The sequence below is a fragment of the Parasphingorhabdus halotolerans genome (assembly GCF_012516475.1).
GTDB lineage: Bacteria > Pseudomonadota > Alphaproteobacteria > Sphingomonadales > Sphingomonadaceae > Parasphingorhabdus > Parasphingorhabdus halotolerans.
On record NZ_CP051217.1, the window covers coordinates 1,297,862 to 1,319,876 of the forward strand.

At 50.4% G+C, this 22,015-nt stretch carries 25 protein-coding genes, 1 tRNA gene and 1 pseudogene; 9 read left to right on the forward strand and 18 right to left on the reverse strand.

Annotated features, from left to right (window positions below; genetic code table 11):
* Window positions 1-265 precede the first annotated feature (265 nt).
* The 3 genes from HF685_RS06225 (at window position 266) to HF685_RS06235 (ending at window position 4,980) form a co-directional block, all read left to right on the forward strand.
* On the forward strand, window positions 266-1,411 hold the full coding sequence (locus HF685_RS06225) for a tyrosine-type recombinase/integrase (RefSeq protein ID WP_168821324.1): 1,146 nt from the start codon (window positions 266-268) through the stop codon (window positions 1,409-1,411).
* Between the two features lie 8 nt (window positions 1,412-1,419).
* Window positions 1,420-2,787 carry a hypothetical protein gene (locus tag HF685_RS06230; protein WP_168818763.1) on the forward strand — a complete coding sequence of 456 codons (1,368 nt, stop codon included), beginning with the start codon at window positions 1,420-1,422 and terminating at the stop codon, window positions 2,785-2,787.
* Window positions 2,788-3,438: 651 nt separating this feature from the next.
* Window positions 3,439-4,980, forward strand: coding sequence for a recombinase family protein (locus tag HF685_RS06235; RefSeq protein WP_168818764.1), 1,542 nt, complete (start codon window positions 3,439-3,441; stop codon window positions 4,978-4,980).
* A gap of 29 nt (window positions 4,981-5,009) precedes the next feature.
* Here HF685_RS06235 and HF685_RS06240 read toward each other — a convergent pair whose 3' ends face one another.
* The 9 genes and pseudogenes from HF685_RS06240 to HF685_RS16320 all read right to left on the reverse strand — a co-directional run.
* The gene (locus HF685_RS06240; protein WP_168818765.1) at window positions 5,010-5,534 is read right to left on the reverse strand and encodes a hypothetical protein; all 525 of its coding nucleotides are present in this window, start codon (window positions 5,532-5,534) and stop codon (window positions 5,010-5,012) included.
* 349 nt (window positions 5,535-5,883) lie between these two features.
* Window positions 5,884-6,492 carry a DedA family protein gene (locus tag HF685_RS16705; RefSeq protein WP_168818766.1) on the reverse strand — a complete coding sequence of 203 codons (609 nt, stop codon included), beginning with the start codon at window positions 6,490-6,492 and terminating at the stop codon, window positions 5,884-5,886.
* Window positions 6,493-6,498: 6 nt separating this feature from the next.
* On the reverse strand, window positions 6,499-7,062 hold the full coding sequence (locus tag HF685_RS06250; protein ID WP_211051404.1) for a hypothetical protein: 564 nt from the start codon (window positions 7,060-7,062) through the stop codon (window positions 6,499-6,501).
* Between the two features lie 325 nt (window positions 7,063-7,387).
* Window positions 7,388-7,464, reverse strand: a tRNA-Arg gene (locus tag HF685_RS06255).
* A gap of 43 nt (window positions 7,465-7,507) precedes the next feature.
* Window positions 7,508-8,017, reverse strand: coding sequence for a DUF1178 family protein (locus HF685_RS06260; protein ID WP_168818768.1), 510 nt, complete (start codon window positions 8,015-8,017; stop codon window positions 7,508-7,510).
* A complete protein-coding gene (locus HF685_RS06265) occupies window positions 8,014-8,820 on the reverse strand; it encodes a carbon-nitrogen hydrolase family protein (protein WP_246218781.1) in 807 nt (268 codons plus the stop codon). Before HF685_RS06265 ends, HF685_RS06260 begins: the two co-directional genes overlap by 4 nt.
* 26 nt (window positions 8,821-8,846) lie before the next feature.
* Window positions 8,847-9,104 carry a glutaredoxin 3 gene (gene grxC / locus HF685_RS06270; protein ID WP_168818770.1) on the reverse strand — a complete coding sequence of 86 codons (258 nt, stop codon included), beginning with the start codon at window positions 9,102-9,104 and terminating at the stop codon, window positions 8,847-8,849.
* Between the two features lie 88 nt (window positions 9,105-9,192).
* Window positions 9,193-9,690: a ComF family protein gene (locus tag HF685_RS06275; protein WP_246218857.1), complete on the reverse strand. Its 498-nt coding sequence runs from the start codon at window positions 9,688-9,690 to the stop codon at window positions 9,193-9,195.
* 93 nt (window positions 9,691-9,783) lie between these two features.
* Window positions 9,784-9,951: pseudogene (locus HF685_RS16320) on the reverse strand (double zinc ribbon domain-containing protein); the annotation flags it as partial.
* 76 nt (window positions 9,952-10,027) lie between these two features.
* Here HF685_RS16320 and HF685_RS06280 point away from each other — a divergent pair.
* Window positions 10,028-10,831, forward strand: coding sequence for a methyltransferase domain-containing protein (locus HF685_RS06280; protein ID WP_246218782.1), 804 nt, complete (start codon window positions 10,028-10,030; stop codon window positions 10,829-10,831).
* 19 nt (window positions 10,832-10,850) lie between these two features.
* Here the strand turns inward: HF685_RS06280 and mutT are convergent, their stop codons facing one another.
* Window positions 10,851-11,261: an 8-oxo-dGTP diphosphatase MutT gene (gene mutT / locus HF685_RS06285; protein WP_168818773.1), complete on the reverse strand. Its 411-nt coding sequence runs from the start codon at window positions 11,259-11,261 to the stop codon at window positions 10,851-10,853.
* A 92-nt stretch (window positions 11,262-11,353) separates the two neighbouring features.
* Here mutT and HF685_RS06290 point away from each other — a divergent pair, with 92 nt between their 5' ends.
* A complete protein-coding gene (locus tag HF685_RS06290) occupies window positions 11,354-11,533 on the forward strand; it encodes a Flp family type IVb pilin (protein WP_168818774.1) in 180 nt (59 codons plus the stop codon).
* Window positions 11,534-11,642: 109 nt separating this feature from the next.
* Window positions 11,643-11,822, forward strand: coding sequence for a Flp family type IVb pilin (locus HF685_RS06295; protein ID WP_168818775.1), 180 nt, complete (start codon window positions 11,643-11,645; stop codon window positions 11,820-11,822).
* 80 nt (window positions 11,823-11,902) lie between these two features.
* Here the strand turns inward: HF685_RS06295 and HF685_RS06300 are convergent, their stop codons facing one another.
* From HF685_RS06300 to HF685_RS06315, 4 genes are all read right to left on the reverse strand, one after another.
* Window positions 11,903-13,408: a M48 family metalloprotease gene (locus tag HF685_RS06300; protein ID WP_168818776.1), complete on the reverse strand. Its 1,506-nt coding sequence runs from the start codon at window positions 13,406-13,408 to the stop codon at window positions 11,903-11,905.
* A 142-nt stretch (window positions 13,409-13,550) separates the two neighbouring features.
* Window positions 13,551-14,498: an acetyl-CoA carboxylase carboxyltransferase subunit alpha gene (locus HF685_RS06305; protein ID WP_168818777.1), complete on the reverse strand. Its 948-nt coding sequence runs from the start codon at window positions 14,496-14,498 to the stop codon at window positions 13,551-13,553.
* 31 nt (window positions 14,499-14,529) lie between these two features.
* Window positions 14,530-15,450, reverse strand: a complete 921-nt coding sequence (locus HF685_RS06310; protein ID WP_168818778.1) for a tyrosine recombinase — start codon at window positions 15,448-15,450, stop codon at window positions 14,530-14,532.
* Window positions 15,451-15,490: 40 nt separating this feature from the next.
* On the reverse strand, window positions 15,491-17,056 hold the full coding sequence (locus HF685_RS06315) for a type 1 glutamine amidotransferase family protein (RefSeq protein WP_168818779.1): 1,566 nt from the start codon (window positions 17,054-17,056) through the stop codon (window positions 15,491-15,493).
* Here HF685_RS06315 and HF685_RS06320 point away from each other — a divergent pair.
* Window positions 17,043-17,291: a hypothetical protein gene (locus HF685_RS06320; RefSeq protein WP_168818780.1), complete on the forward strand. Its 249-nt coding sequence runs from the start codon at window positions 17,043-17,045 to the stop codon at window positions 17,289-17,291. The two genes, HF685_RS06315 and HF685_RS06320, sit on opposite strands and share 14 nt — an antisense overlap.
* 79 nt (window positions 17,292-17,370) lie before the next feature.
* On the opposite strand, the gene HF685_RS16555 is transcribed toward HF685_RS06320, so the two are convergent.
* On the reverse strand, window positions 17,371-17,505 hold the full coding sequence (locus HF685_RS16555) for a hypothetical protein (RefSeq protein WP_281352826.1): 135 nt from the start codon (window positions 17,503-17,505) through the stop codon (window positions 17,371-17,373).
* A gap of 130 nt (window positions 17,506-17,635) precedes the next feature.
* On the opposite strand from HF685_RS16555, the gene HF685_RS06325 reads away from it, so the two are divergent.
* Window positions 17,636-18,187, forward strand: coding sequence for a shikimate kinase (locus tag HF685_RS06325; protein WP_246218783.1), 552 nt, complete (start codon window positions 17,636-17,638; stop codon window positions 18,185-18,187).
* Entirely contained in the window at window positions 18,184-19,284 is a 1,101-nt protein-coding gene (gene aroB, locus HF685_RS06330; RefSeq protein ID WP_168818782.1) for a 3-dehydroquinate synthase, read from the forward strand. The genes HF685_RS06325 and aroB overlap by 4 nt, the downstream gene beginning before the upstream one ends.
* Window position 19,285: 1 nt before the next feature.
* On the opposite strand, the gene HF685_RS06335 is transcribed toward aroB, so the two are convergent.
* The 3 genes from HF685_RS06335 to HF685_RS06345 are packed head-to-tail and all read right to left on the reverse strand — an operon-like array spanning window position 19,286 to window position 22,014.
* Window positions 19,286-21,034, reverse strand: coding sequence for a monovalent cation:proton antiporter-2 (CPA2) family protein (locus tag HF685_RS06335; protein ID WP_246218784.1), 1,749 nt, complete (start codon window positions 21,032-21,034; stop codon window positions 19,286-19,288).
* Between the two features lie 18 nt (window positions 21,035-21,052).
* A complete protein-coding gene (locus HF685_RS06340; RefSeq protein ID WP_168818784.1) occupies window positions 21,053-21,493 on the reverse strand; it encodes an iron-sulfur cluster assembly scaffold protein in 441 nt (146 codons plus the stop codon).
* Entirely contained in the window at window positions 21,490-22,014 is a 525-nt protein-coding gene (locus tag HF685_RS06345) for a CvpA family protein (protein ID WP_168818785.1), read from the reverse strand. Before HF685_RS06345 ends, HF685_RS06340 begins: the two co-directional genes overlap by 4 nt.
* Window position 22,015 lies beyond the last annotated feature (1 nt).

Sequence of the window (22,015 nt, forward strand, 5' to 3'; positions counted from 1 at the left end):
AAGGTCAGTAAGTGGGTTAGCGGCGAGGATCCAGCTTTCAATATCCGTTATCGATTATGGGATCGTCACAATAAATTGGTGCGCCCGACAGGATTCGAACCTGTGGCCCCCAGATTAGGAATTTGCTGTAGGTAGTAAACATAGCTTTTCAGACAAGCTGATATATCACTTTTTTATATTAAATATCAGATAGTTAAATTGAATTTAGGTGAACATTGATTTTCACCCCTACCCACACATTCAAAGAGCCTATAGAGAGCCTAAGATGCCTAGCCACGCTCTCACTGATATTTCCATCCGAGCTTTGTCCAACCCCAAGAAGGGACAAACCACCTATTGGGATGCTTCCATGTCCGGCTTTGGCGTTCGTATTTCTCAAGGTGGCACCAAAACTTTTGTAGTCGTGCATGGTGTGGAGCGCCGCCGCTTCACCATCGGTCGCTATCCAGCCATCACGCTCAAACAGGCCCGAGACAAAGCCAAAGAACTGCAAGCTGGACTAACTCTCGGTTTGATTGATAAACGTCCGTCTCCGCCGTATTTGGAGGCGCTGGCGCTATACCTAGAAGCCAGCTCCCTCAAAAATCGTCCCGGAACTGTGTCCGAGTATCGCCGTATGCTGACCACACACTTTGCCTTTGGTCGAAAGCGATTGAATGAAATTACCCGCGCTGACATCCAAACGAAATTGAACCGACTGAAAGACACCCCATCAGAACAGCGTCATGCCTTCGTGGCTATGAAGGTGTTTTTGAATTGGGCGGTGCGCGAAGAGTATCTGTCGTCCAACCCGATTATCTCGATGCAACCGCCCTCAAGACAACGATCCCGTGAACGTGTGCTGCAGCCAGAAGAGTTAGCGGAGATATACAAGAAAGCCTGCGATTGCCCTTGGCCTTACGGCCCGATTGTGCAGCTACTCGCCCTGACCGGTCAACGACGCGGTGAGATTGGCGGACTGCGCTGGTCATGGATTGATCAAGACAAGCGTCTGATTTCTTTTCCAGCTAATTTCACCAAGAACCGCCGCTTGCATGTGCTGCCATATGGTGAGCAAGTGGCGGAGGTTTTGAAAAACCTACCGGAACACGTTGGTAGCGACTTTGTGTTTCCGGGTCGCAAGTCGGGTGCCAGTAACTTCAATAGTTGGAGCAAAAGCAAACGCGCGTTTGACGTAACTTTAAAAGGTGTGGAGCCATATGTGCTACATGATCTTCGCCGGACGTATAGCTCGACTTTGGCGCAGCTTGGTACGCCGATTCATGTCACTGAAAAGCTACTCAACCACGTGTCCGGTACGATCAGTGGCGTGGCGGCGATATATAATCGGCATAGCTATTTGGAAGAGATGAGGGAGGCGGTAGAAAATTTTGAAACATATCTAGGGAATATAATTACCCAGCCGCTATAATTAACGGCATGACCGAATTTCTCACGCAATTAAGCAACCGCCAGCTTGCCATCATAATCTGGATAGTTTTTGCCATTGCTTTGATGTGCCTGAAAAGCGAACTTCGCCAATCTATCGGCCGCTTTATCAAAGCATTCTTCCAACCTAAACTCATTGCCACCTTTGGTTCAGCTATTTTGTATGTCACGGGCAACGTAGCCTGCCTTAAACTGATTGGCCTTTGGTCATTCGAGCAACTGGCTTCAACCATCGAATGGACACTCACCTTTGCCTTTGTCGCAATGTTTGAAGTTATTGGTCGCAGCAACGATGATCGAGTGTTTCGGAAATTGGTCCGCGACCTATTCACCTTCACAGTGGTGTTCTTATTCATCACCGAAATGCACAGCTTTTCTTTGCTTGTGGAAATTCTGATTTTACCAATTGTGATTGTGATAGCAGGAGTGTCAGCTGTGGCAGAACTCAAACCGGAGCACAAACAGCTGCATGGATGGTTGCAGAACATTTTGATCGCCGCCGGTTCTGGTGCCTTTTTATACAGTCTCATCAAAACTTTTACGGAGCGGGAAACCATTTCAGTATTGGGTGTCGCACTCGACTTCTCGTTGCCAATTCTGCTCTCGTTACTCTTCCTACCATTCCTATTTCTCTTGAGCCGTTATATTGCCTACGAAAGCGCGTTTACTAGCTTCGGCCACTGGCTTGAAAATACAAGTTTGAAAAAGCGAGCCAAATGGAAAGCTGTTCGTCAATTCGGCTGGAATATTGACTTTCTTAACCGCTGGAAGCAGCTAGTACAGAGGCGGAGGCCTACCAACGAACAAGAGTTGGACGAAACATTTTCAGAAATTCGCAAGGTGCGCGAACGAGAAATGAATCCGCCGAAAATTGCTGCCGAAGATGGTTGGTCTCCATACGCTGCGCTCAAGTTTCTCCAGTCTTCACCACTGACCATGCGCGACTACCACTGGTGCTTCGAGGACGAATGGATGGCGAGTTCAGATACGTTCCAAATTGGCAACGCGCTATTTAAAAACAGAATCAGCTACTTCATTGAAGGCGGCGAGATTGCTGCAACTTCGTTGAAGCTCAGGGTACGCATTGACACCATTGATGATGCGAGCGAAGCGCTCGATCTCTTCAAATCAATGAGCCAGGTGCTGTTGCTTCATGCACTGCAAAAGTCGGACATTGACGAACAGCTAACCGCGCTTGAAAAGATGGAAACTTTTTCGTTCCGAATTGAACATTGGCAATTATCGCTTGAACGAAATGACCTTGAATTGAGTGGTCCGCTAGAAGGTGCATACAATCTGACGTTGCAGATTTTAGTCAAAAAGGATGGGGATACAGACCTTCCACCTCTATCCCCATAAAGCTTGATTTCCAATCCCCACACACAGTAGCGCATACCTGCTCATAGTCGAACCAAATTGTCCTTAGTCCTTCCGCGACTTCAGAATATTCTTTTGTTAAAAGAAGAATATTCTGAAGTCCGCCCGTCGGGCGGTAGTTCAACTAATTGCAAAAATCGAAGCTTCGGAGCATGCCAGCAACCGCGACCTCTTATCGCTGGCCACACCCGACCCGCTAGAAGCCACTTGAGTCCAGAAGTACTAACGTACTTCTGGTCGAGGCATAGCGCGTCAGGTGGTCAGTTACGGTCGCGGTTGCTGAAGTTTGTCTTGAAGGAATTGTCTCACGGAAAAAACTGGCTTGTCTAGACCGCTTATTATTCGAATACAGAATATTCCGTTTCGCTAGTGCGCTTGCTTGTCCATTCAGACAGCCCGATAAAATTAGACCACACCGCCGGGGATAAATATCGACTTGGAGCATATTAGGCGGACTAGACAAGCGCTGTCCGTCACATACCCTTAAGGGATGGATGAACGCCTGATTGCATACTTAGAAATATGTCGAGAAATCTACGAACGCCGGGTGCGAGAAGGCACTTGGCCATGGCCGGACGATTCGACGAATCCCGAGAATGTGCTAGATTCGGAGTCCACTAACCAAGATCAGCTATGAAGCGGTGTTATGCATACATTCGCGTCTCCACACTAAGACAAGGTGAAGGTGTCAGTCTGGAGTCGCAACGAGAAGCTATCACTGATTTTGCGAGTCGTCAGAATCTCAGTATCACTCATTGGTTTGAAGAAAAGGAAACTGCCGCCAAATGTGGCCGTCCGATCTTCACCCGCATGGTCAAGGAACTCAGGCAAGGTAGAGCTGACGCCCTGATAATTCATAAGCTGGATCGGCTGACCAGAAACCTAACCGAGTACGCCAAGATTGGTGAACTGATCGATTCAGGAATAGACGTACACACCGCCGTCGATAGCCTTGATTTCCGTTCCCGTGGTGGTCGTCTCACCGCCGAGATTCAAGCCGTGATTGCTGCGGACTATGTGCGCAATCTGCGAGAAGAAACTTTAAAGGGTATGAACGGTCGTTTGAAGCAGGGGCTGTATCCGTTTCGCGCACCGATTGGCTATATCGATACTGGTCGAGGGCAAGCAAAGACCCTTGATCCAGAACGAGCTTCACTCTTGCAACAAGCCTTTGAACTCTATGCCACCAGACAATATTCAATGAAGACACTGTTACCGAAACTGCAAGCAATGGGCCTCACCAATCGCGTTGGTGGCAGACTATCGCTCCACGGCCTTGAAACCCTACTTGATAACCCGTTCTATACCGGTGTCATCCGTATTAAGCGCACTGGCAAATCTTTTCCCGGTGTCCACGAACGATTGATTAGCCCTGCCCTCTATGAACGGGTGCAGGAGATAAAATCGGGCAAAGCGGGACCAAAGGTCACCAAACACAATCACACCTACCAAGGGCTATTTCGGTGCGGCTTGTGTGCGGGGCCGATGGTGCCAGAGAAACAAAAGCAGTTTGTATATTATCGTTGCCCGGCTCGTGACTGCGACACCAAGACGGTGCGTGAGGACGTCTTGGTGGACGCTATCGAAACCTGCTTATCGCAAGCGGAACTGACGGAAGCTAATGCGAAGGACGCTATCGCAGCGATTGAGCGCTGGGTGGAAAAAGCCCAGCACAGTGACGAAGATACTGGTTTGAAATTACGGAAGGATAATCTGGCGGCCAGACAGCACCGTCTCACCGACGCGCTGGTTGATGGCATGATCGACAAGGACACGTTCAATGAACGCAAGCAGGGATTGTTGCTGGAAGCAGAAACGTTGCAAAAAGAACAATCTTCAGCCGCAAACTACACCGCTAAAGCCGCACACCTACGGAGTATCATCGAACTGACAAAAAGCCTGCAAAAGAGCCACGAAATGGCAGATCGAGGACAAAAACAAAGAATCGTCGAAATCACCACATCGAACCGCGTCGTGATTGGAAAAAACGTATATTTAGAGCCACAAAATTGGCTGTTGGAGGTGCAAAATCTTGCCTCCACCCCCTCTGGTGACCCGTCTCGGATTGAAGATCGAACCAAAGTTCGAGGAACAAACGCACTGTTTGGCACAGACAGAATTTTGGAGCTGGGTCATCTGTTGATTGAAAAAACTAAACCTTGGTACGATTCATAGTGTGATCCATCCAATGCTGCGCACAAAACCTATTTGGCCATTTGCTCTTCGAGTTCTTTCTGAATCAGAACTATGTTTCTCAGTATCCCCCAGTAAAAGAGGACTCCGATGAATACGATAGATACCACGATACCCAGCAAGGGGTAGAATGAGAAACTTTCGCCAAACACAATTCGGATATAGCTCAAAACTGTGAATGAAACAGTTCCTACAACAGCTACTAAAACGCCTAACGAAAATTGGAATATTGAAGTCCATTTTTCATATATTTTTCCCAAAATCTCAAGTCTGGTACGCTCTTTGGCTTGGAAAATTACTGGATTTATTTCTAACCTATGTAGATAGTCAGAAATTGCCAGAAGGATCGAAAACACAGTTCCAAAAATGTAGTAAAATTTTGTATTTCTATGAGGCAAATCTACAAGCAGGTGGAAGCATATCAATGACAAGATAAAAAGCGAGACAAAACCAAGAAATCGAAAGCTGGTAGAGGGAGCTTTTGCAGCGAAATAGATTCCTGCGCAAAGGGGATTAGAAAAATCAATGATTTCCAACTGAACTCAAAAACATTAGTTTTTATCGAATTTTTCATTTGTGAAACATAGTCTAGTGAAATCAACTTTTTGTCAGACAAAAAACGAAATATTTGCTCTGTCGAACAAAACCCCTTGCCAGGGGCCTCTTTAGCACATTCTCGGTTCAAAGAGCTTTCAACTAATGAGTAGTATTCTTGGATCACCAAATTGTCACTTTTCTCCGCTGCAACATAGATGTCCTGATTCAAAAGATCGTAGGTCATTGGTACAAACATAACGATCAAATATGAGGCAGCAAATGCAAGTACCAAGAATACTGCATATCCGCGACCATTGGATTGTCGTTCATGAAATTTCTTAATCATATTTAGTTATCACTACCGATATACTTGCGTTTAGTCGTCCAAATAAACCATGCAAAAAATCCACCGATTGCGATCATAAACGCAATTAAGAGAAACGGCAATCTTTCAACCTCTGGACCAAAACCATAGCCTACCCATACCCACAAGATGCACCAAATAAATATCCCTAGGAAACTCGCTACATAAAACTGAATACCGCTAAGCTGACTCCGCCCTGCTGGATACGAGATTATCGATCTGATCAATGGAACTAACCGTAGAGAAAACACAGGCGCCCACCCGTAGCGCTCAAATACGATTACGATTTTATCCGATGTTCTTCGAACGAGTCGTCTGAAAGACCTCTCTGCAAGCAGATGCTCGCCTGAAATAGACCTTTGTCTATGATACCGCCCTAAATGGAACCAAACTGCTGTCCCGGATAGATTTCCGAAAGTTGCAGCAAGTGCAATTAGCATCCAGTCGTAGCCATAAGTAGCGGCCGCATACCCGAGTATTCCGCACACAATTTCGCTAGGCGGAACCATTACTGACGAATTGAGAAACATCACAATGAATGCGACAAATAATGCACACTGAAGCGTTGACGGAAGTAGAAATTCCAGCCCCATTTTTTGCTACGGGCAACCCATTGCTGGCAATTTTGAATATATAAAAAGAACCAATAATAGGGACACTAAAAACACAGGGAGGCCTAGGCCTAGGCCTAGAAAGACCGAAATCATAACTCCAGTAATCGGCACCACAGCTTTCCATTGGAAAAATCTTCCCAGACTGTTTGCTAATTCAAAATTTAGTAAATACCTTTTTCCTTCACGATTTGCTGGTCCGATAGGAGTTTGTTTTTGATAATCCCAATCTTCCAGAGCATTTTCCTCGTCCTTCAAACGATATTGTTTAGTGTATTCACCCAATAGCGCATAAGAGTCATCGCTCACAGAGTCTTTTAATAAATCTAACAGAAATGGATTGGCGTTCAAAAACGGACCCAGAAAATGTGCAAAACTAGATCGACCTACCTCATACTCAGAAAAAATCCTGTCGCTATAGAACCGCACATGCACTTCATTGCGCCCATCATTGTAAGGAAAGACCAGACCGCCAATCTGACCTTCAAATATATATTGCCAGCGCGTCTCTCTAAAACCCTTGTTTATTAGCTCATTGTACAGTTCGCTCATTTGATCACCCGCGATCTGAGAACCGTCGCACCTCTTTTTCGAAAACACGCCTAGCGTTCTAAATTTTCTTTTCATTTTTCCATTATACACATATTTTGTGAGTAAATAAGGTGCTAAATATCACACCTATTGAACCTAATGTGTGTTCAACTCTCGTCCGATTGGTATTCGGTTACTTGGATTTTTATGCACTGCAACTCAGCCTTTCCAGTCTCAGAATCTTCATCTGCCCAAAATTTGGATCCAACCACAGGTTGTTACGAGCCTATGCCGAGCCTAAGCCCATCAAGCTTTCACAAATTTCCTGATAAGTCATTGAATTTAATGGTGCGCCCGACAGGATTCGAACCTGTGGCCTCCAGATTAGGAATCTGATGCTCTATCCGACTGAGCTACGGGCGCTGACCTAAAGCCGTTTAACGCCTGATGCCTGCGCAAACCAGCTTCAATTTTTATTTTTTGGCGGAATATAAGGCATGGGCAACGGCGCGACGGCGATACCTTCATCTTCCAGCGCAGCGGCTTCATCAGGTGATGCCTCGCCGTGAACCTGCTTCTCTTTCATTTCGCCATAATGGATAGCCCGGGCCGTTTCAGCAAACTCACGGCCGACCCACTCTGACTTTTCCAGAATCTTCTCTTGTGCTTTTGCAAGCTTAATCAGGAGCTCTTTATATTCTGGCGGCACTTGCACCGCATTGCTCATCGGTTCCATCTCAGTTGGCGCGGAAGCTTCTGGAGCAGCGGACGCACTGGTCTTTGTCGCTATCGCTGAAGTCTGATTGCTTTTCAAACCGACATTTGGAGCCATAACCGCTTTCTCTACAGCGGTTGAGCCGCACAGCGGGCATGCAATCAGGCCGCGTGTGCGCTGGTCTTCATAGTCACTCGACGAGCCAAACCAGCCCTCAAAGCCATGACCGGCATTGCCACAAATGAGATCAAACACAATCATTGCGGGTTTTCTCCCAGCACAAAGCCTCGCCGGTTTGCGACAGCTGGCACACGCCCGCGCACTTCGGCGACCGCAGCCAAATCAATTTCACATATCCCGACACCGAGGTTATCTTTCATATCGAGCAGTACGCGGCCCCATGGATCAATTATCGATGAATGACCGTAAGTCTCGCGGCCATCTTCATGCTTACCCGATTGCGCCGCAGCCACCACAAATGCGCCAGCCTCGATCGCCCTTGCTCTTAGCAATGTCTTCCAATGGGCCTTACCGGTAGGCACAGTGAATGCCGCAGGAACCGCTAGAATATTGGCACCAGCATCAGTCAATGCGGTGTAAAGGCTGGCAAATCGCACATCATAGCAAATTGACAGGCCCAATAGCGCCTGCCCAACCGGTACTATTATAGCTTTGCCTCCAGCTTCATAAGCCGCCGATTCTCTCCAGCTCTCACCGCCGTCGAGATCGACGTCAAACAAATGGATCTTGTCATAGCGTGCGACAATTTCTCCGGTCGGCGAAATGAGAAACGAGCGGTTGAGCCATTTGTCGCTTGTCGGTGATTGGATCGCCAGCGAGCCAAGTGCTACCCAAATGTCATGCTGCGATGCCGCTTCCCGTGCGCGAGCGAGCACAAGTTCATCTTCTTCGCGCACAATATTCTGCGCCGCCCGAGCACGGTCACGGTCCAGCAACCCGGACATCTCGGGTGTAAAAATTATATCAGCGTTCTTGGAAGCCGCTTCAGTGATATATTCCACCAAGGTTGCAGCATTGGCTGCGGGGTCTATTCCGCTACGCATCTGCGCGAGGGCAATATTTTTTAGCATTATCCCGCCAACAAGGCATCCAGCTGCCCAGAGGCTTCCAGCGCCGCCAGATCATCCGATCCGCCAATATGCTTGTCGTTGATAAATATTTGCGGGACCGTGCTCTGCCCGTTGGAGCGTTGCAACATTTCAGCGCGTTTTGCACCGCCCATGGTGATGTCCGTTTCTTCAAATTCCACATTCTTGCCCGAAAGCAAGGACTTCGCCCGATGGCAGAACCCGCAGGTGAATTTGGTATAAATTTCAACTTTAGCCATCAGCTTGTTCCGTTATTTTTATCGCTACTCACAAATGGGTTGCTTCTCGAAATTTTGCAACTGCACAAATGATAATCCTTCGGCAAAGTTAGATCGTATCTTCGCCCGCCAGCACCCGAGCCCAGCAGAACACCAGCACCTTATCCGCTCCGCCCTGCTTCAAGACCTTGGCACATGCGTTCGAGGTTGATCCCGTGGTATAGACATCATCCACCAAGACTATAGTCTTTCCCGCAATCAATGCGCGCGAACTACCAGGCATGGTAAAAGCGTCTTTCACAATTTTTTGGCGCTGTTTGGCTGATTTGGAATATAGCGGCGGTGTTGCGTTCTTTCTGCAGATTGCGTCTAATTCCAGCGATAGCCCGGTAAACTCTGCCAATGTCCGGCCGATCAAGACCGATTGATTAAAACCACGAGACCACAAGCGCCATCGATGCAGTGGCACGGGCACGATCACACTGTCTCTTGGTACCGCCAGCGAAAATTTTACCAGATGCTCGGCAATCAACCGGGCCAGACCTAACCTGCCACCATATTTAAGCCGCGTTACCAATTGCGCCGAATGATCGTCATATGCGACCACGGCTCTCACGCCGTCATGCGCCGGCCGATGCTCAAGGCAATTGAGACATACCGATCCAACCGTTCGCTCAAAAGCAAATGGCACACCGCAAGAATCGCACCACGGCTCACTCAGAAATCGCAACTCTTGCCAGCAACCCAAACAAAAGCGATTGTCATTATCTACCAATATCCCGCATATGGGGCATCGCGGCGGCAACGCGAAATCCAGAGCTGGTTTTAATATTGCGGATATCAATGCCATTTCTCCTTGTCGCTCCATCTATTGGTCGGCACAAGACCAAATAATGACCGATGCCAGCAACCCAGAAATATTTGATCGATCTCGCAGGAGACTTGTGCGTGACCGCGCCTTTAGCGCCGCAAGGGGAGAGGACTTCCTATCGGCAATGATGGCTGACGAACTGCTTGAACGACTGTCATTGGTGAAGAGAGATTTCAGCAATTGCCTATTAATCGGTGGAGCATCGAAAACTCTGCGCAAACAACTGGAAGCAAAATCGATTGCTTGTGTCGCAACCGACGCCAGTTTCCGGACCGCGCAATCTATTGGCGATGTACAATGCGACGAAGACCGGTTGCCATTTGCAGATCATAGTTTTGATCTGATTATCAACATCGGCACGTTGGACACGGTCAACGATCTCCCCGGCGCATTGGTCCTTTCCCGCAGAATATTAAAACCGGATGGTTTGTTTCTTGCCGCCTTTATCGGTGCCGAAAGCCTGACAGCGCTCAAGGCAATTCTGATGGAATCAGAAGGGGACCGGATTGCGCCCCATGTTCATCCGCAAATAGACATTCGCACGATGGGTGATCTTATGTCGCGATCCGGACTGCAATTGCCGGTTGTTGATAGCGATTCGCTAGAGCTGCGATATGGCTCCATTGAAAAGCTTATCGAGGATATCCGCAATTTTGGCGGGAGCAATGTGCTCAAGCAGCAGACTCACAACATTCAAAGAACAACTTATTTACGGGCGAAGCAAGGTTTTGATGATCGTCTGGAGGCCGATGGAAAAGTAACCGAGAAAATTGAGATCATATATTTGTGTGGTTGGGCTCCTCACCCTGACCAACCCAAACCGGCGACGCGCGGCAGCGGAAAAATGTCTCTAAAAGCGGCGCTCAATCAAAAGTGATATCCCAACCTTTTGCCGGTCAAAGCAATTTGCGTAAGCGATCAACAAGCGGGCCATCGGCGGGCGGCATGTCCAATTCTTCCAGTTTATCCGGCATCACCCATTGCAGCTCGGAATTTTCCAGACTTTCAGGCTCACCGGACCAGCACTTGCAAACATAGAGCAATAACAGCAGATTTTTGCCTTCCAGTGGCTCACTTGCGAAGGTAACCGGTTCCAAATCTGTGACCTGGACGGATATATTGAGCTCTTCCTGCAATTCTCTGGCCAGCGCCGTCGCCGGTGTTTCGCCTTTTTCTATTTTTCCGCCGGGAAACTCCCATAAGCCCGCCATATGCTTGCCCTTTGGCCGTTTTTGAACCAGCACGCCCCGCTGGTTATCGACTAGGGCGGCCGCCACAACGAAGACATCTGTCGGATTTTTTTCCATTTTTTTTCGCCGTATAAGGGATTTGTTAATATAATTCTGGGAAATCAGTCTCGTTCGCAACTTAGTAGAACTTTATCCGTGTTGAGAAAGATATGATTCGATTTTTTCAAAAATTATATCTTTCCGATGAGGGTGCGACAGCCGTTGAATATGGCCTGATATTGGCATTGCTAACCATAGCTGTAATCGTAGCGATTGGTGATGTTGGCGATACTACAGGCAATATGTGGAATGAGACTGCCAACAAGGTATCCGCAGTCCAAACCAAATAGGTAGCACCTTTAAACATTTATAAAGGAATCTCTCTTAGTGTGTTGAATGTTGGACCAAATTACAGGTTCGACTGGGTAAGTGAAGTTTGTCAATTATAGGAGACCAGACATGAAAATCGTACGTAAATTGTTTAAGAATGAAGAAGGCGCAACGGCTATTGAATATGGCTTGATTGCTGCTCTTATTGCTGTTGCAGCTATTGTTGCAATGGGTAGCCTCGGCAACACCTTGGAAAACACTTTCAAAGTAGTTGACAACGATATGGCTTCAGGTCTTGCAAACAAGTAAGATATAGCTTTAGCTAAAAATGAGACGGCAGCCCATGTGGCTGCCGTCTTTTTTTGTGCCTGAAACAATCTTGATTGTTTTCAGTAAGTAACAATTTTGACTTTTTCACCAGCCTGAAGCGTAGAATTAGAACGCAGACGATTGAGCACCAAGAAACGATCCTGCTGATAGTCTTTATAAGCCATCCGGCTGGACAATGAAGCAATGGTGTCACCGCGCTTGACGGTTATCACGTCAATCTTCCGCGGTTTTATACCGGCAGCTTCCGAAACCGACATACGGGACACGCTCTGATACATCGGAGAAAAAACCGCAGTACCGCCGGCAGGTACAATTGTCGCGAAGTGGAATGCGCTGGATTTCGAAAATTCATAAGCAAATATAGTCACATCAAGCTGCTGATTGCCGCTGGTCACCCGACCAATCGCATACGACGCTGGAATACCGTTGACCGTTGTGCGCTGGATTTCACCATAAGGCACAGACGTTTTGTCACCAACCAGCGCTTTAAAGGCTGCGTCAATATAGGTCGTCATATTTCCGTTATAGGCACCTGTCGTAAACTGACCTTGACCGGATGACCCGTTGATCGTGACAGCGCTGGCCCCATTTTGCATGTTAAAGCCATTGGGCACCGCGAATTTCAGCTTCAAATCGGGATGAAGGAAATTATTGCCTTCTATGACGCCCTGTTTCGGGTCATCACCATATAATATTCCGTCGAGGTTTTGCAGAAATGCGTCACGATTGCGCTTGCCGCTGGTTACGCCCAACTTGCCCGCGTTGGTCGCCGCACGGGAAACGCGGCGGGCAGGATCAGGGTGGGTACTGGCCCATTCCGGCGCGCTACGCGCATCGCGTCCGGCAGCGCGGGCATCAATTGCGGATTGCGCCGCCAGTGATTCGAGCATCGTGGAGAGCGCCTGCGGTGCATATCCTGCTGACGCAAGATAGCGAATTCCCAGATCATCAGCCTCATATTCCTGTTTTCTGGAATATTTCAGGGTCAGGAGCTGGCTGCCTTTGCCAAATACTTCCGAACCCAAACGGCCCAGTGTCGAGTCGCCGAGCAACACTTGCGAGCCGATTTGGCCCAAAATGCCCAAAATGCTGTTGCGAGTTGCCGCTTTCTGGCGTTTTTGACTGTGACGAGCGGCCACATGACCGACTTCATGGCCCAGAACACCGGCCATTTCCGCCTCATCATTCATCAATGCCATAAGTTGGCGAGTCAAATAAACATAACCGCCGGGAATCGCGAATGCGTTGTTTACCGGGCTATTGAGCAGGGTGACGGTAAAATCGCTACGAGCATCGCCGAGGCCTGATTGCACTGCAATATCCTGCCCGACACGAACCACATAACCAACTTGCGACCCAGTATAGGCTCCGCCAAATTCCTGCACCAGTTGCGGATGAACCTCAGCGCCCTTTTTCTTGTCTTCGGCAGATATGGATTGCCGTTCGCCCTGCTGCGTTGCGGCTTCAGAGCCGGACGATTCCACTGCCTCAGCTCCGGAACCGGTGCATCCGACCAATGCCAGTGCAGTACATGTATATAGCGTTTTTAATGATAGTTTTTTCATACGACCCTCCTAATGAGCTCCCAACGAAACCCCCAACATCAAGCCATGGTACGATAGCACGCCGCCGAGCGAAAGCATAACGACTGTAAAATCATGCATAGCTGACTGCCAGTTACGCTCAAATCAACAAACTCTGATGAACCTACAAAGTTCCAATTTTGAGAAATTTTTCCCGGCGCATCGACCGCAATTCTTTGCGTTCCATCGCTGAAAGTGCGTCCAGCTCCTCGCCAATCGCCTTTCCAAGATTGGCAATACATAACGCCGGATCCCGATGCGCTCCACCTACCGGCTCGTTGACAATCCGATCGATAACGCCAAGTTTCAGAAGGTTCTGGGCCGTAATTTTCATCGCATCGGCAGCGACATCAGCCTTGTCGCCGGTCCGCCACAAAATAGAAGCACAGCCTTCGGGCGAAATAACCGAATAAACTGCGTGCTCCAGCATCAGCACCCGTTCGGCCGCCGCCAATGCAACCGCTCCGCCAGAACCGCCTTCACCGACAATAACTGCAACCATTGGTACACCCAATGACAAACATTTTTCCGTAGACCGCGCGATGGCTTCGGCTTGCCCCCGCTCCTCGGCGGAAACGCCGGGGAATGCTCCGGATGTGTCGACCAATGTCACCACAGGCAAGGAGAAACGGTCCGCCAGATCCATCAAGCGGATAGCCTTGCGGTATCCTTCGGGTTTTCCCATGCCGAAATTGTGGCGCAACCGGCTTTCAGTATCCTGACCTTTTTCATGACCGATAACGACCACGCGGCGATCACCGAGTTGAGCAAAACCGCCCAAAATGGCCTGATCATCACCAAAATTACGGTCCCCGCCGAGGGGAACAAACTCATCGAACAGGCCGACAATAAAATCCTTGAAGTGCGGCCGCTCCGGGTGACGCGCGACTTGTGTTTTTTGCCACGGCGTCAGTCTCGCATAGGTGTCCTGGAGCATTTTGGCCGATTTGGATTGCAGCTTTTCAATCTCTGATTCCAGATCCAGAGAGCCTTCATCAGCGGTGTCCCGCAGTTCCAATATGCGCGATTCCAGCGCGGCGATCGGTTTTTCAAAATCAAGAAAACTTGTCATGAAATTTGATTAGAACCGCAGAAGGATAAGGTCAACGCGGGAAGTTGCGGCGGAATTTTTCGCCAAATTCATTCTGGCCCAGCGGATGCCGTTTATTGACCAGTTCCACCAGCCTGGCACTATCCACATGGGTGTAGATTTGGGTTGTACTAATGTCGCTATGTCCCAGCAGAGTCTGTAGCGCCCGCAAATCTGCTCCACCTTCCAACAGGTGCGTGGCAAAGGCATGGCGCAACACATGGGGGCTGATTTTTGACGGGTTCAGACCCGACTGTGCCGCCAATTCCTTGATTATCTGGAACAATCTGATTCTGCTGATATGACCGGTTCGAGAGGGAAAAAGATATTTCTCTTCAACAGGCACAAGATCGGACCAGGCTGCAACAGCCTGCCTTGCGCGATCCGAGATCGGTACCAACCGTTCTTTGCCACCTTTTCCGGTAATGATCAGAAACGGACGATCAGAAGCCAATGACTTGCGCGGCAATGAAACCAGTTCCGTTGCTCGCAGACCAGATCCGTACAGCAATTCAAGCAATGCTGATAATCGCACATCATTGGGTCTGGAATTCGGGGATGCCAGCTTTTCGGCTATGGTCTCAAACAGTTTCGCAATTTCCAGATGCGATAATATTTTTGGCAAACCGCGCTGGCTAGCTGGCCGTGGCAATGCATTGGAAGGGTCATCTTCGCGAAAACCCTCTTCTACCAAAAAACCGAAAAATCGCCGCAACGCTGAAGATTTGCGAGACAAGCTGCTATTTTTTAGATCGCGCCAGGCATGGGCAATGTCCAGCAACGCCTTCTTGTCGGCCATGAACAATTTCCCCATGGAATGGATGGAAGCTTGTTCTAGGTCAGAGCGATAGGCCGCTAATGTGTTTGCAGATGCACCGCTTTCCGCAGCCATCATCTCCAGAAAACGGTCAATATAGGCGGCATCGCTACTCATCAACCGATAGCTATAATGATCGGGCAGACCGTTGGAAAGGTCAGGTTCTCGACAATGCTTCGGCAGCGATCATCCGCGCTTCTGCTTCCAATCCAACGCGTGTTAATGTCTGCGTGACATGAAACAGATGCAACGGCGACATATCCCGCCAGTTTCGCCCTTGCATTCCAACTGCGGCCAAGACAGCTACGGTACCCACCTGCCCGCGCCGGGAGGCGGATTGTATAGCTTTTGTCCAGCGAGAGCTTCTGTTCAGGTCCAATTCCAGATCAGAAGCAAAATCGGCCACAGCTTCTGTATCGGCACGTCCCAACCCTGCAACAGCTGCCAATAGCAGTTTGCTTCGGAGCTGACCGTCGGTCTCGTCCTGATCACCAAAATCGTCGAGCGCACCATAATCAACAGCGACAGTATTTTCCGGAGCACCCACTGCTAGAAGCGCCCAGCCATCGCTTCCATCCTCGACTATTTTTCCCCAACGCGCCGCATTGCGGTCGAGACCGGCAGACAGCATGGAAGCGAGTAACGCCGAAACATCCTCGACCAACTCTTCGGCAGCGGGAATGCGTGCCGCCGCCCGCGCTGTTAGAATCGTTGCCGAATAGGACTTCAAACTATTGTTGGAGCGGTTCCAAAGCGCCTTCATTGCCTGAATACGCTCGTTTGACGTCCCGGATGTATAGGCCTGCCGCAGCATGGAAGCCTGCGCTTTCCAGTCATCACTAACATCGGGATCATCATAAGCCGCGGAATAGAGATCAACCATCGCGCGATTCGAAAGAACGCCAAGAGCGCTAGCCGTATCGGCAGCATCAAGTCGCGAATTTATCGCCAACATCGGCGCGCTTACCCGCCAGCCCTGAACATGATTGCCTGCTAGGGCATAAAGACGGTCTGGCGGCTCGACGCCGGTGGCATTGCCCAGACCATAGCGCCAGTTATTGAAATTCTCGACTTCTTCCCATTTGATTGTCACCGCCCGCCGACCATCAAAACCGGCACCAATAGTTTTCTCGGCCAGCAAATAATCTATGCCAGTTGCAACTTTATCTCGCCTTGCCGCCCTCAACAACGATGTAGCTGCCGTCTGTTCACCCCGCAAAGAGGCACATATCGGCCTGAACATGATCCAGGTTGGTGCATCGCTGGCGCGCAATCCGCCCGGGACATAAGGACAGATTCCCGCTGGATCGGCGGTTGCCAGATGCGCCTGCATCGCGACTTCATAGAGCCGCGGAGTGAAGTTATCGCCATCAACCTTGAGTACTAGCGACCTTGCAGCTTCAGCCTCACCCATGCGCAGCAACTGCCAGGCCCGCGCGGCAACCCAGTCCGCCGGATTCACATTGGCCGGGCTGTCGACCTTGCTCAGCAATACGCGACGCAACAAAATCGAACTCCAGCGCGATACGATAGGCCCGCGAATGCCCTTGATCAGGCTGGTGAGATATTCGCCGCCCTCTTCTCCAAAACCATCGGTAGAAATACCACCTGACTCTGGGGCCAGGACACCGATCTGCGCCATCGACCGCCGCTGACCTGGAGACAGAGAATATTGCGCCTGCAACAAGTCATCCAGCTCACCGATATCCGTGTCCAAATCCATATCGAGTAAGGCGGACGGCGGACGCAGTGCGATATCGGGCACATTACCAGGATCACGAACAATCGCGCCAGTCGACCCCGAACTGGATTGTCCGCTATTTGCGACTGGCCCAGGCGCCGGTGTTGTCGAAGGGGCCGGAGACGGCCTTGGAGCAGGCGATGGCGAAGGACTCGGCGCAGGAACGGGCGCAGGATCACCAAAGCCCGGCGGCAAAAGTGATTCGGGTGAATTTTGACCCATTACAGGAAGTGAAAGCGCCAATGCGACAAAGCCGACGCTCGCCAAAGAAACATATTTCAAGCGTAGCCGCATATTTAGTTTAGCTCCGCACCGATGACCGGCTTCTCAACCGGATGCGGTGCCCGCTCAGTATCAATCGAAGCGAGGAAAAACACCGCGATAATGACAATTACCAGAAAAACAATGAGAAAAACCAGATTTCGCGGCATAACCAACTATATTCTTTCCTGTGACCCGGCCTCATGATCCGGCTTCTTTGCTCAATAACGGCCTAATAACGCAATGCATTTTGCACTCAGGGGCTTGATATGTATAGCCTTTGCCTCAATGGACAAAAACATGAAAGACCCTTTTAATCATTCGGTCGCACATTGCGCCCTTGCGAGCGATAAACCTTTGGTTTTGATCGGTTTAATGGGCGTCGGAAAAACCACCGTTGGCAGGCGTCTGGCAAAAAAACTGGATCTGCCGTTTGTCGATGCGGATGAAGAAATAGAAAAAGCTGCTGATCTCAGTATCGCCGAAATTTTTGACCGTTTTGGCGAAGACTATTTTCGCGATGGCGAACGGCGTGTCATTGCCCGTTTGATGGAAGAACAGAAACAGGTGATCGCAACAGGCGGCGGCGCGTTTATGAATGAAGAAACCCGGGCATTGATCCTTTCAAACGCCGTCGCAATCTGGCTGGATGCGGATATTGATATACTCGTGAAGCGGGTCGCGCGGCGGGATACCCGGCCCTTGCTCAAGGACGGCGACCCGGAAACTATTTTGCGCAATCTGGCAAAAACACGAAATCCAATTTATGCGCAAGCACAACTGCATATCACCGGCAATGATTCGCCCCATGAAATTACCGTAAACAGAATTATTGAGGCTCTCGGCGCATGACGCGGGTAAAAGTTGATCTGGCGAATAATAGCTACGACGTAATGGTTGAAGCGGGCGCGCTTGAAAATGCAGCAAACCATCTGGCACCCCATCTGTCAAACAGTCGGGCTTTTATAATATCCGACAGCAATGTGGGGCCAGCCTATGTGCCAAAACTTGTGAGCCAGTTGAACGCAGAGGGCATCAAGACCAAAACTCTGGAACTCCCTGCAGGCGAAGGCACCAAAAACTGGCAGACGCTTGAAAAGCTGACAGACTGGCTGTTGGAAAACGGCATCGAGCGGGCCGATACTGTCGCTGCGCTCGGCGGCGGAGTGATCGGTGATCTGACCGGATTTGCAGCATCAATCATCAAGCGCGGTTGCAATTTCGTCCAGATCCCAACCAGCCTGCTAGCGCAGGTGGACAGCAGTGTGGGCGGTAAGACGGCCATCAACAGCGCGGCCGGGAAGAATTTGGTCGGCAGCTTCAAGCAGCCCAAGTTTGTCCTTATCGATCCGCTTGTGCTGGGCACTTTACCCGATCGTGAGCTGCGCGCTGGCTATGCCGAAGTGGTAAAATATGGCCTGATTGATCGACCAGAATTCTTTGTCTGGTGTGAGCAAAATGGCGGAAAGCTACTCGGCGGTGATCCTGAAGCTTTAAGCTATGCCATTGTTCAAAGCGTTAGCGCGAAGGCCGCGATTGTGGCCGAGGACGAAAAGGAACTGACCGGCAAACGGGCGCTGCTTAATCTGGGTCATACATTCGGCCATGCGCTGGAGGCGGAAACCGGATATTCTAGCACTCTGGTTCACGGCGAAGCGGTGGCGGCCGGGATGGCTTTGGCCTTTCACTATTCCGTTCGGCGCGGACATTGTGATAATGCTGCTGCAGAGCGTGTTGAAGCACATTTGAAACAGTCGAGCCTGCCACATAGTCTTTCCAGCGCTTCAGTGCATGCAACAGGTCAGCGGCTAGTAGATCATATGTTACTAGACAAAAAAATGAGCGGCGGTACCTTGCCCTTCCTGCTGGCCAATGGAATCGGACAAACGTTTCTGGCGCAAGACGTCGATCTCCACGACGTCGCCGCATTTCTCGATCATTCCGAATAACTCAGTTTTTTGGCGGCAGATCGATCCCAAACCGCAATTCTGCCCCTGCCAACATATCACCACCCGATTTCATCTGGGCTTCCAGACGATCGCAATCGCGCTGGCGAAACTCTTCGTCAATTTCGTCAATCAAACTGTTATCAACGTCTATCGCGTATAGCGTCTGCTTGGCGAGGTGGATTGCCGACTCAAAAACTTCCCGTTTCATTCCCACAACGCCAAGTCCTTTGAGTTCAATCAACTGGCGGCGGTCGTAAACCCGGACGAGCACTTTGGTCTCAGGAAAGGATTGCACAATCGCCCGCACCTTTTCCGGGCCAAAATCCTTGTCGTCCATGCAGAATACGATCGCATCGGCTTCGTCGGCCCCGGCACGGCGGAGTAGATCAACGCGGGTTCCGTCTCCGTAAAATACCTTCGCGCCAAATTGTTGATGGATATCGATCTGTTCCGGCTTGACATCAATCAGTGTCAACGGGACTTGGGCACCGAGCAGCATTTGCGAAACCGTCTGGCCAAAGCGCCCCTGCCCGACGACAATAACCGACGCCCGATCTGCTTTCGAAGGATCAACAAGATCGACATCGCTTGTTGTGGAGTCATTTCCGAAGCGCCGTGCAAGCAACATAAGAAAAGGAGTTGTTGCCATCGAGATCGTAACCACAGCGCTAAACAAGCTGCTCGCCGCAGGATCGATCAACAGTGATTTCTCCGCTTCAGCGAATAGCACGAACGCAAATTCACCGCCCTGACTGAGCAGCATTCCCATAACCAGCGCAGGCCGTGTCGCCATGCCAAACAGCTTTCCCAATCCGAATATAATCGCGATCTTGACTGCGACCAATGCAAAGGCTGCGCCGATTACAAAACCCGGATTTTCCGCAATAACATTGAGGTCAAGCATCATACCTACGGCCAGGAAGAAGAACCCGAGCAGCAACGATCGAAAGGGGTCAATATCCGCTTCCAGCTCATGTCGATAAGGCGAATTGGCGAGCATCACGCCCGCAATAAAGGCGCCGAGAGCTGGAGAGAGGCCGATCAGCTCCATCAACGCCGCGCCGCCTAACACCGCGACCAGGCCGGCGACAATGAATAGTTCTCGTTCAGCAATTTTCCCGATTAGCTTGAGCAACGGCTGAAGCAAATAGCGCCCCGCCAATATCAAACCACCAATTGCCAGCACGCCGTAAAGCGCGACCAAATAGCCCGGCAAGGCGCCTTCCTCGGCCGGTGCGCGGGACAAGGCCGCGATGATAGTAAGCAGCGGAATGATCGACAGGTCCTGAAACAACAGGATCGAAAAGGCTTTTTCTCCGGTCGGCGTGTTCAGCCTGCCGGATGATTGCAGCATCGGCAATACTTGCGCGGTGGAGGATAGAGCCAGCGGCAGGCCTATAGCGATCGCCGCTCCCCAACTGAATTCCGTGGTCGCCAGTATCAGCAGAAAAAGCGCAATTCCGCATAATGCGACCTGTGACAATCCCAGACCAAAAATCGCGTTGCGGAGACGCATCAGCCGCGCCGGCGCCAGCTCCAGACCGACAATGAAGAGCAGCAAGATGATCCCGATTTCGGAGAACTCCAGAATCGTTGCGCCGTTGGTGATGAGTGCAAAGCCTTGCGGGCCGATCAATATTCCTGCGATCAAATAACCCAGCACCGCGCCAATACCGAATTTCCGGAATATCAGCACCATGACAAGCGCTGCGCCCAGCATGATGAAACCACCACCAAGAAGATCTATCATGTGGGTTTCGGCCATTTGCTAAATCGCTTTCTGTTTGGCCAAAGCGGCCTTGGTCGCGGCAATCACGGCATCATAAGGGAGCAAGATGGCAGCATGGCGACCTTGATGATCGCGCGCGGCTTCGAGCAAACCCATCTGATCCCAAACTCCTGCGTGGGCTTCTGTTCCGACAAGAAATGCCGCCAGATGGTCTCGGGTCTGGGATATTTCTGCAAGCGGCTTGCCGATTGCTTCGCGGCCCAATATTGCTGCAGAGGCCTGACCCAAGGCACAGGCATTTATCTCCAGCCCAAGTGCAGCGATGCGATCATCGCTCGACAAGCAGACGTCGGCAATCACGCGGCTGCCGCAGGTGCGCGAGCGGTTTTCAGAGGAGCCATGGGGATTATCAAGTCGCCCCTGATTGGGGATCGAAACCGCGAGGCGCAAAATATCCCGGCTGTAAAGCGCTTCACTCACGACGTTTGATCCGGAGTCTCGGGCACCGCGTCCCGGCGCTCATTGATAAACTCCATCATAGCCGTGCCGCTGGCGTTGAGCAGCGGATAGGTGCGCGATTCCTCCAACCATTCAGGCCGCTCAGTCCCCGCGCCATAGATCGTATCATAAACCAGAACCACCAGCAGATAAGCCAGCGTCGCAGCAATCAAACCTTTCACCATGCCGAAGCCAAAGCCCAATACGCGGTCGATGGGGCCGAGCATCGATTTGCGGGATTTACTGCCAATGGACTTCGCGATCCAACGTCCCAGCGCATAGGTAACAATCACAATCGCAGCGAACGCGAGCACAGATGCGCCGCCCTCATTACCAATGGGTGCGATCAAGCGATCAGTAATCGGCGTATGCAGCGTGCGGACGCCGATGATGATTAGCACCCATGCGATAAGCGATAGCACTTCCTGCACAAACCCGCGCAAAAAGCCCAAAACGGCACCACCACCCATCAGTAGCAGCACAAAAATATCTAACGACGTCATT

Coding starts and splice junctions, on each gene's coding strand:
- HF685_RS06225 (WP_168821324.1), top strand. CDS start 266: ATGCCTAGCCACGCTCTCACTGATATTTCCATCCGAGCTTTGTCCAAC.
- HF685_RS06230 (WP_168818763.1), top strand. CDS start 1,420: ATGACCGAATTTCTCACGCAATTAAGCAACCGCCAGCTTGCCATCATA.
- HF685_RS06235 (WP_168818764.1), top strand. CDS start 3,439: ATGAAGCGGTGTTATGCATACATTCGCGTCTCCACACTAAGACAAGGT.
- HF685_RS16705 (WP_168818766.1), bottom strand. CDS start 6,492: ATGGGGCTGGAATTTCTACTTCCGTCAACGCTTCAGTGTGCATTATTT.
- HF685_RS06250 (WP_211051404.1), bottom strand. CDS start 7,062: ATGAGCGAACTGTACAATGAGCTAATAAACAAGGGTTTTAGAGAGACG.
- HF685_RS06260 (WP_168818768.1), bottom strand. CDS start 8,017: ATGATTGTGTTTGATCTCATTTGTGGCAATGCCGGTCATGGCTTTGAG.
- HF685_RS06265 (WP_246218781.1), bottom strand. CDS start 8,820: ATGCGTAGCGGAATAGACCCCGCAGCCAATGCTGCAACCTTGGTGGAA.
- grxC (WP_168818770.1), bottom strand. CDS start 9,104: ATGGCTAAAGTTGAAATTTATACCAAATTCACCTGCGGGTTCTGCCAT.
- mutT (WP_168818773.1), bottom strand. CDS start 11,261: ATGGAAAAAAATCCGACAGATGTCTTCGTTGTGGCGGCCGCCCTAGTC.
- HF685_RS06290 (WP_168818774.1), top strand. CDS start 11,354: ATGATTCGATTTTTTCAAAAATTATATCTTTCCGATGAGGGTGCGACA.
- HF685_RS06295 (WP_168818775.1), top strand. CDS start 11,643: ATGAAAATCGTACGTAAATTGTTTAAGAATGAAGAAGGCGCAACGGCT.
- HF685_RS06300 (WP_168818776.1), bottom strand. CDS start 13,408: ATGAAAAAACTATCATTAAAAACGCTATATACATGTACTGCACTGGCA.
- HF685_RS06305 (WP_168818777.1), bottom strand. CDS start 14,498: ATGACAAGTTTTCTTGATTTTGAAAAACCGATCGCCGCGCTGGAATCG.
- HF685_RS06310 (WP_168818778.1), bottom strand. CDS start 15,450: ATGAGTAGCGATGCCGCCTATATTGACCGTTTTCTGGAGATGATGGCT.
- HF685_RS06315 (WP_168818779.1), bottom strand. CDS start 17,056: ATGGATTTGGACACGGATATCGGTGAGCTGGATGACTTGTTGCAGGCG.
- HF685_RS16555 (WP_281352826.1), bottom strand. CDS start 17,505: ATGCCGCGAAATCTGGTTTTTCTCATTGTTTTTCTGGTAATTGTCATT.
- HF685_RS06325 (WP_246218783.1), top strand. CDS start 17,636: ATGAAAGACCCTTTTAATCATTCGGTCGCACATTGCGCCCTTGCGAGC.
- aroB (WP_168818782.1), top strand. CDS start 18,184: ATGACGCGGGTAAAAGTTGATCTGGCGAATAATAGCTACGACGTAATG.
- HF685_RS06335 (WP_246218784.1), bottom strand. CDS start 21,034: ATGATAGATCTTCTTGGTGGTGGTTTCATCATGCTGGGCGCAGCGCTT.
- HF685_RS06345 (WP_168818785.1), bottom strand. CDS start 22,014: ATGACGTCGTTAGATATTTTTGTGCTGCTACTGATGGGTGGTGGTGCC.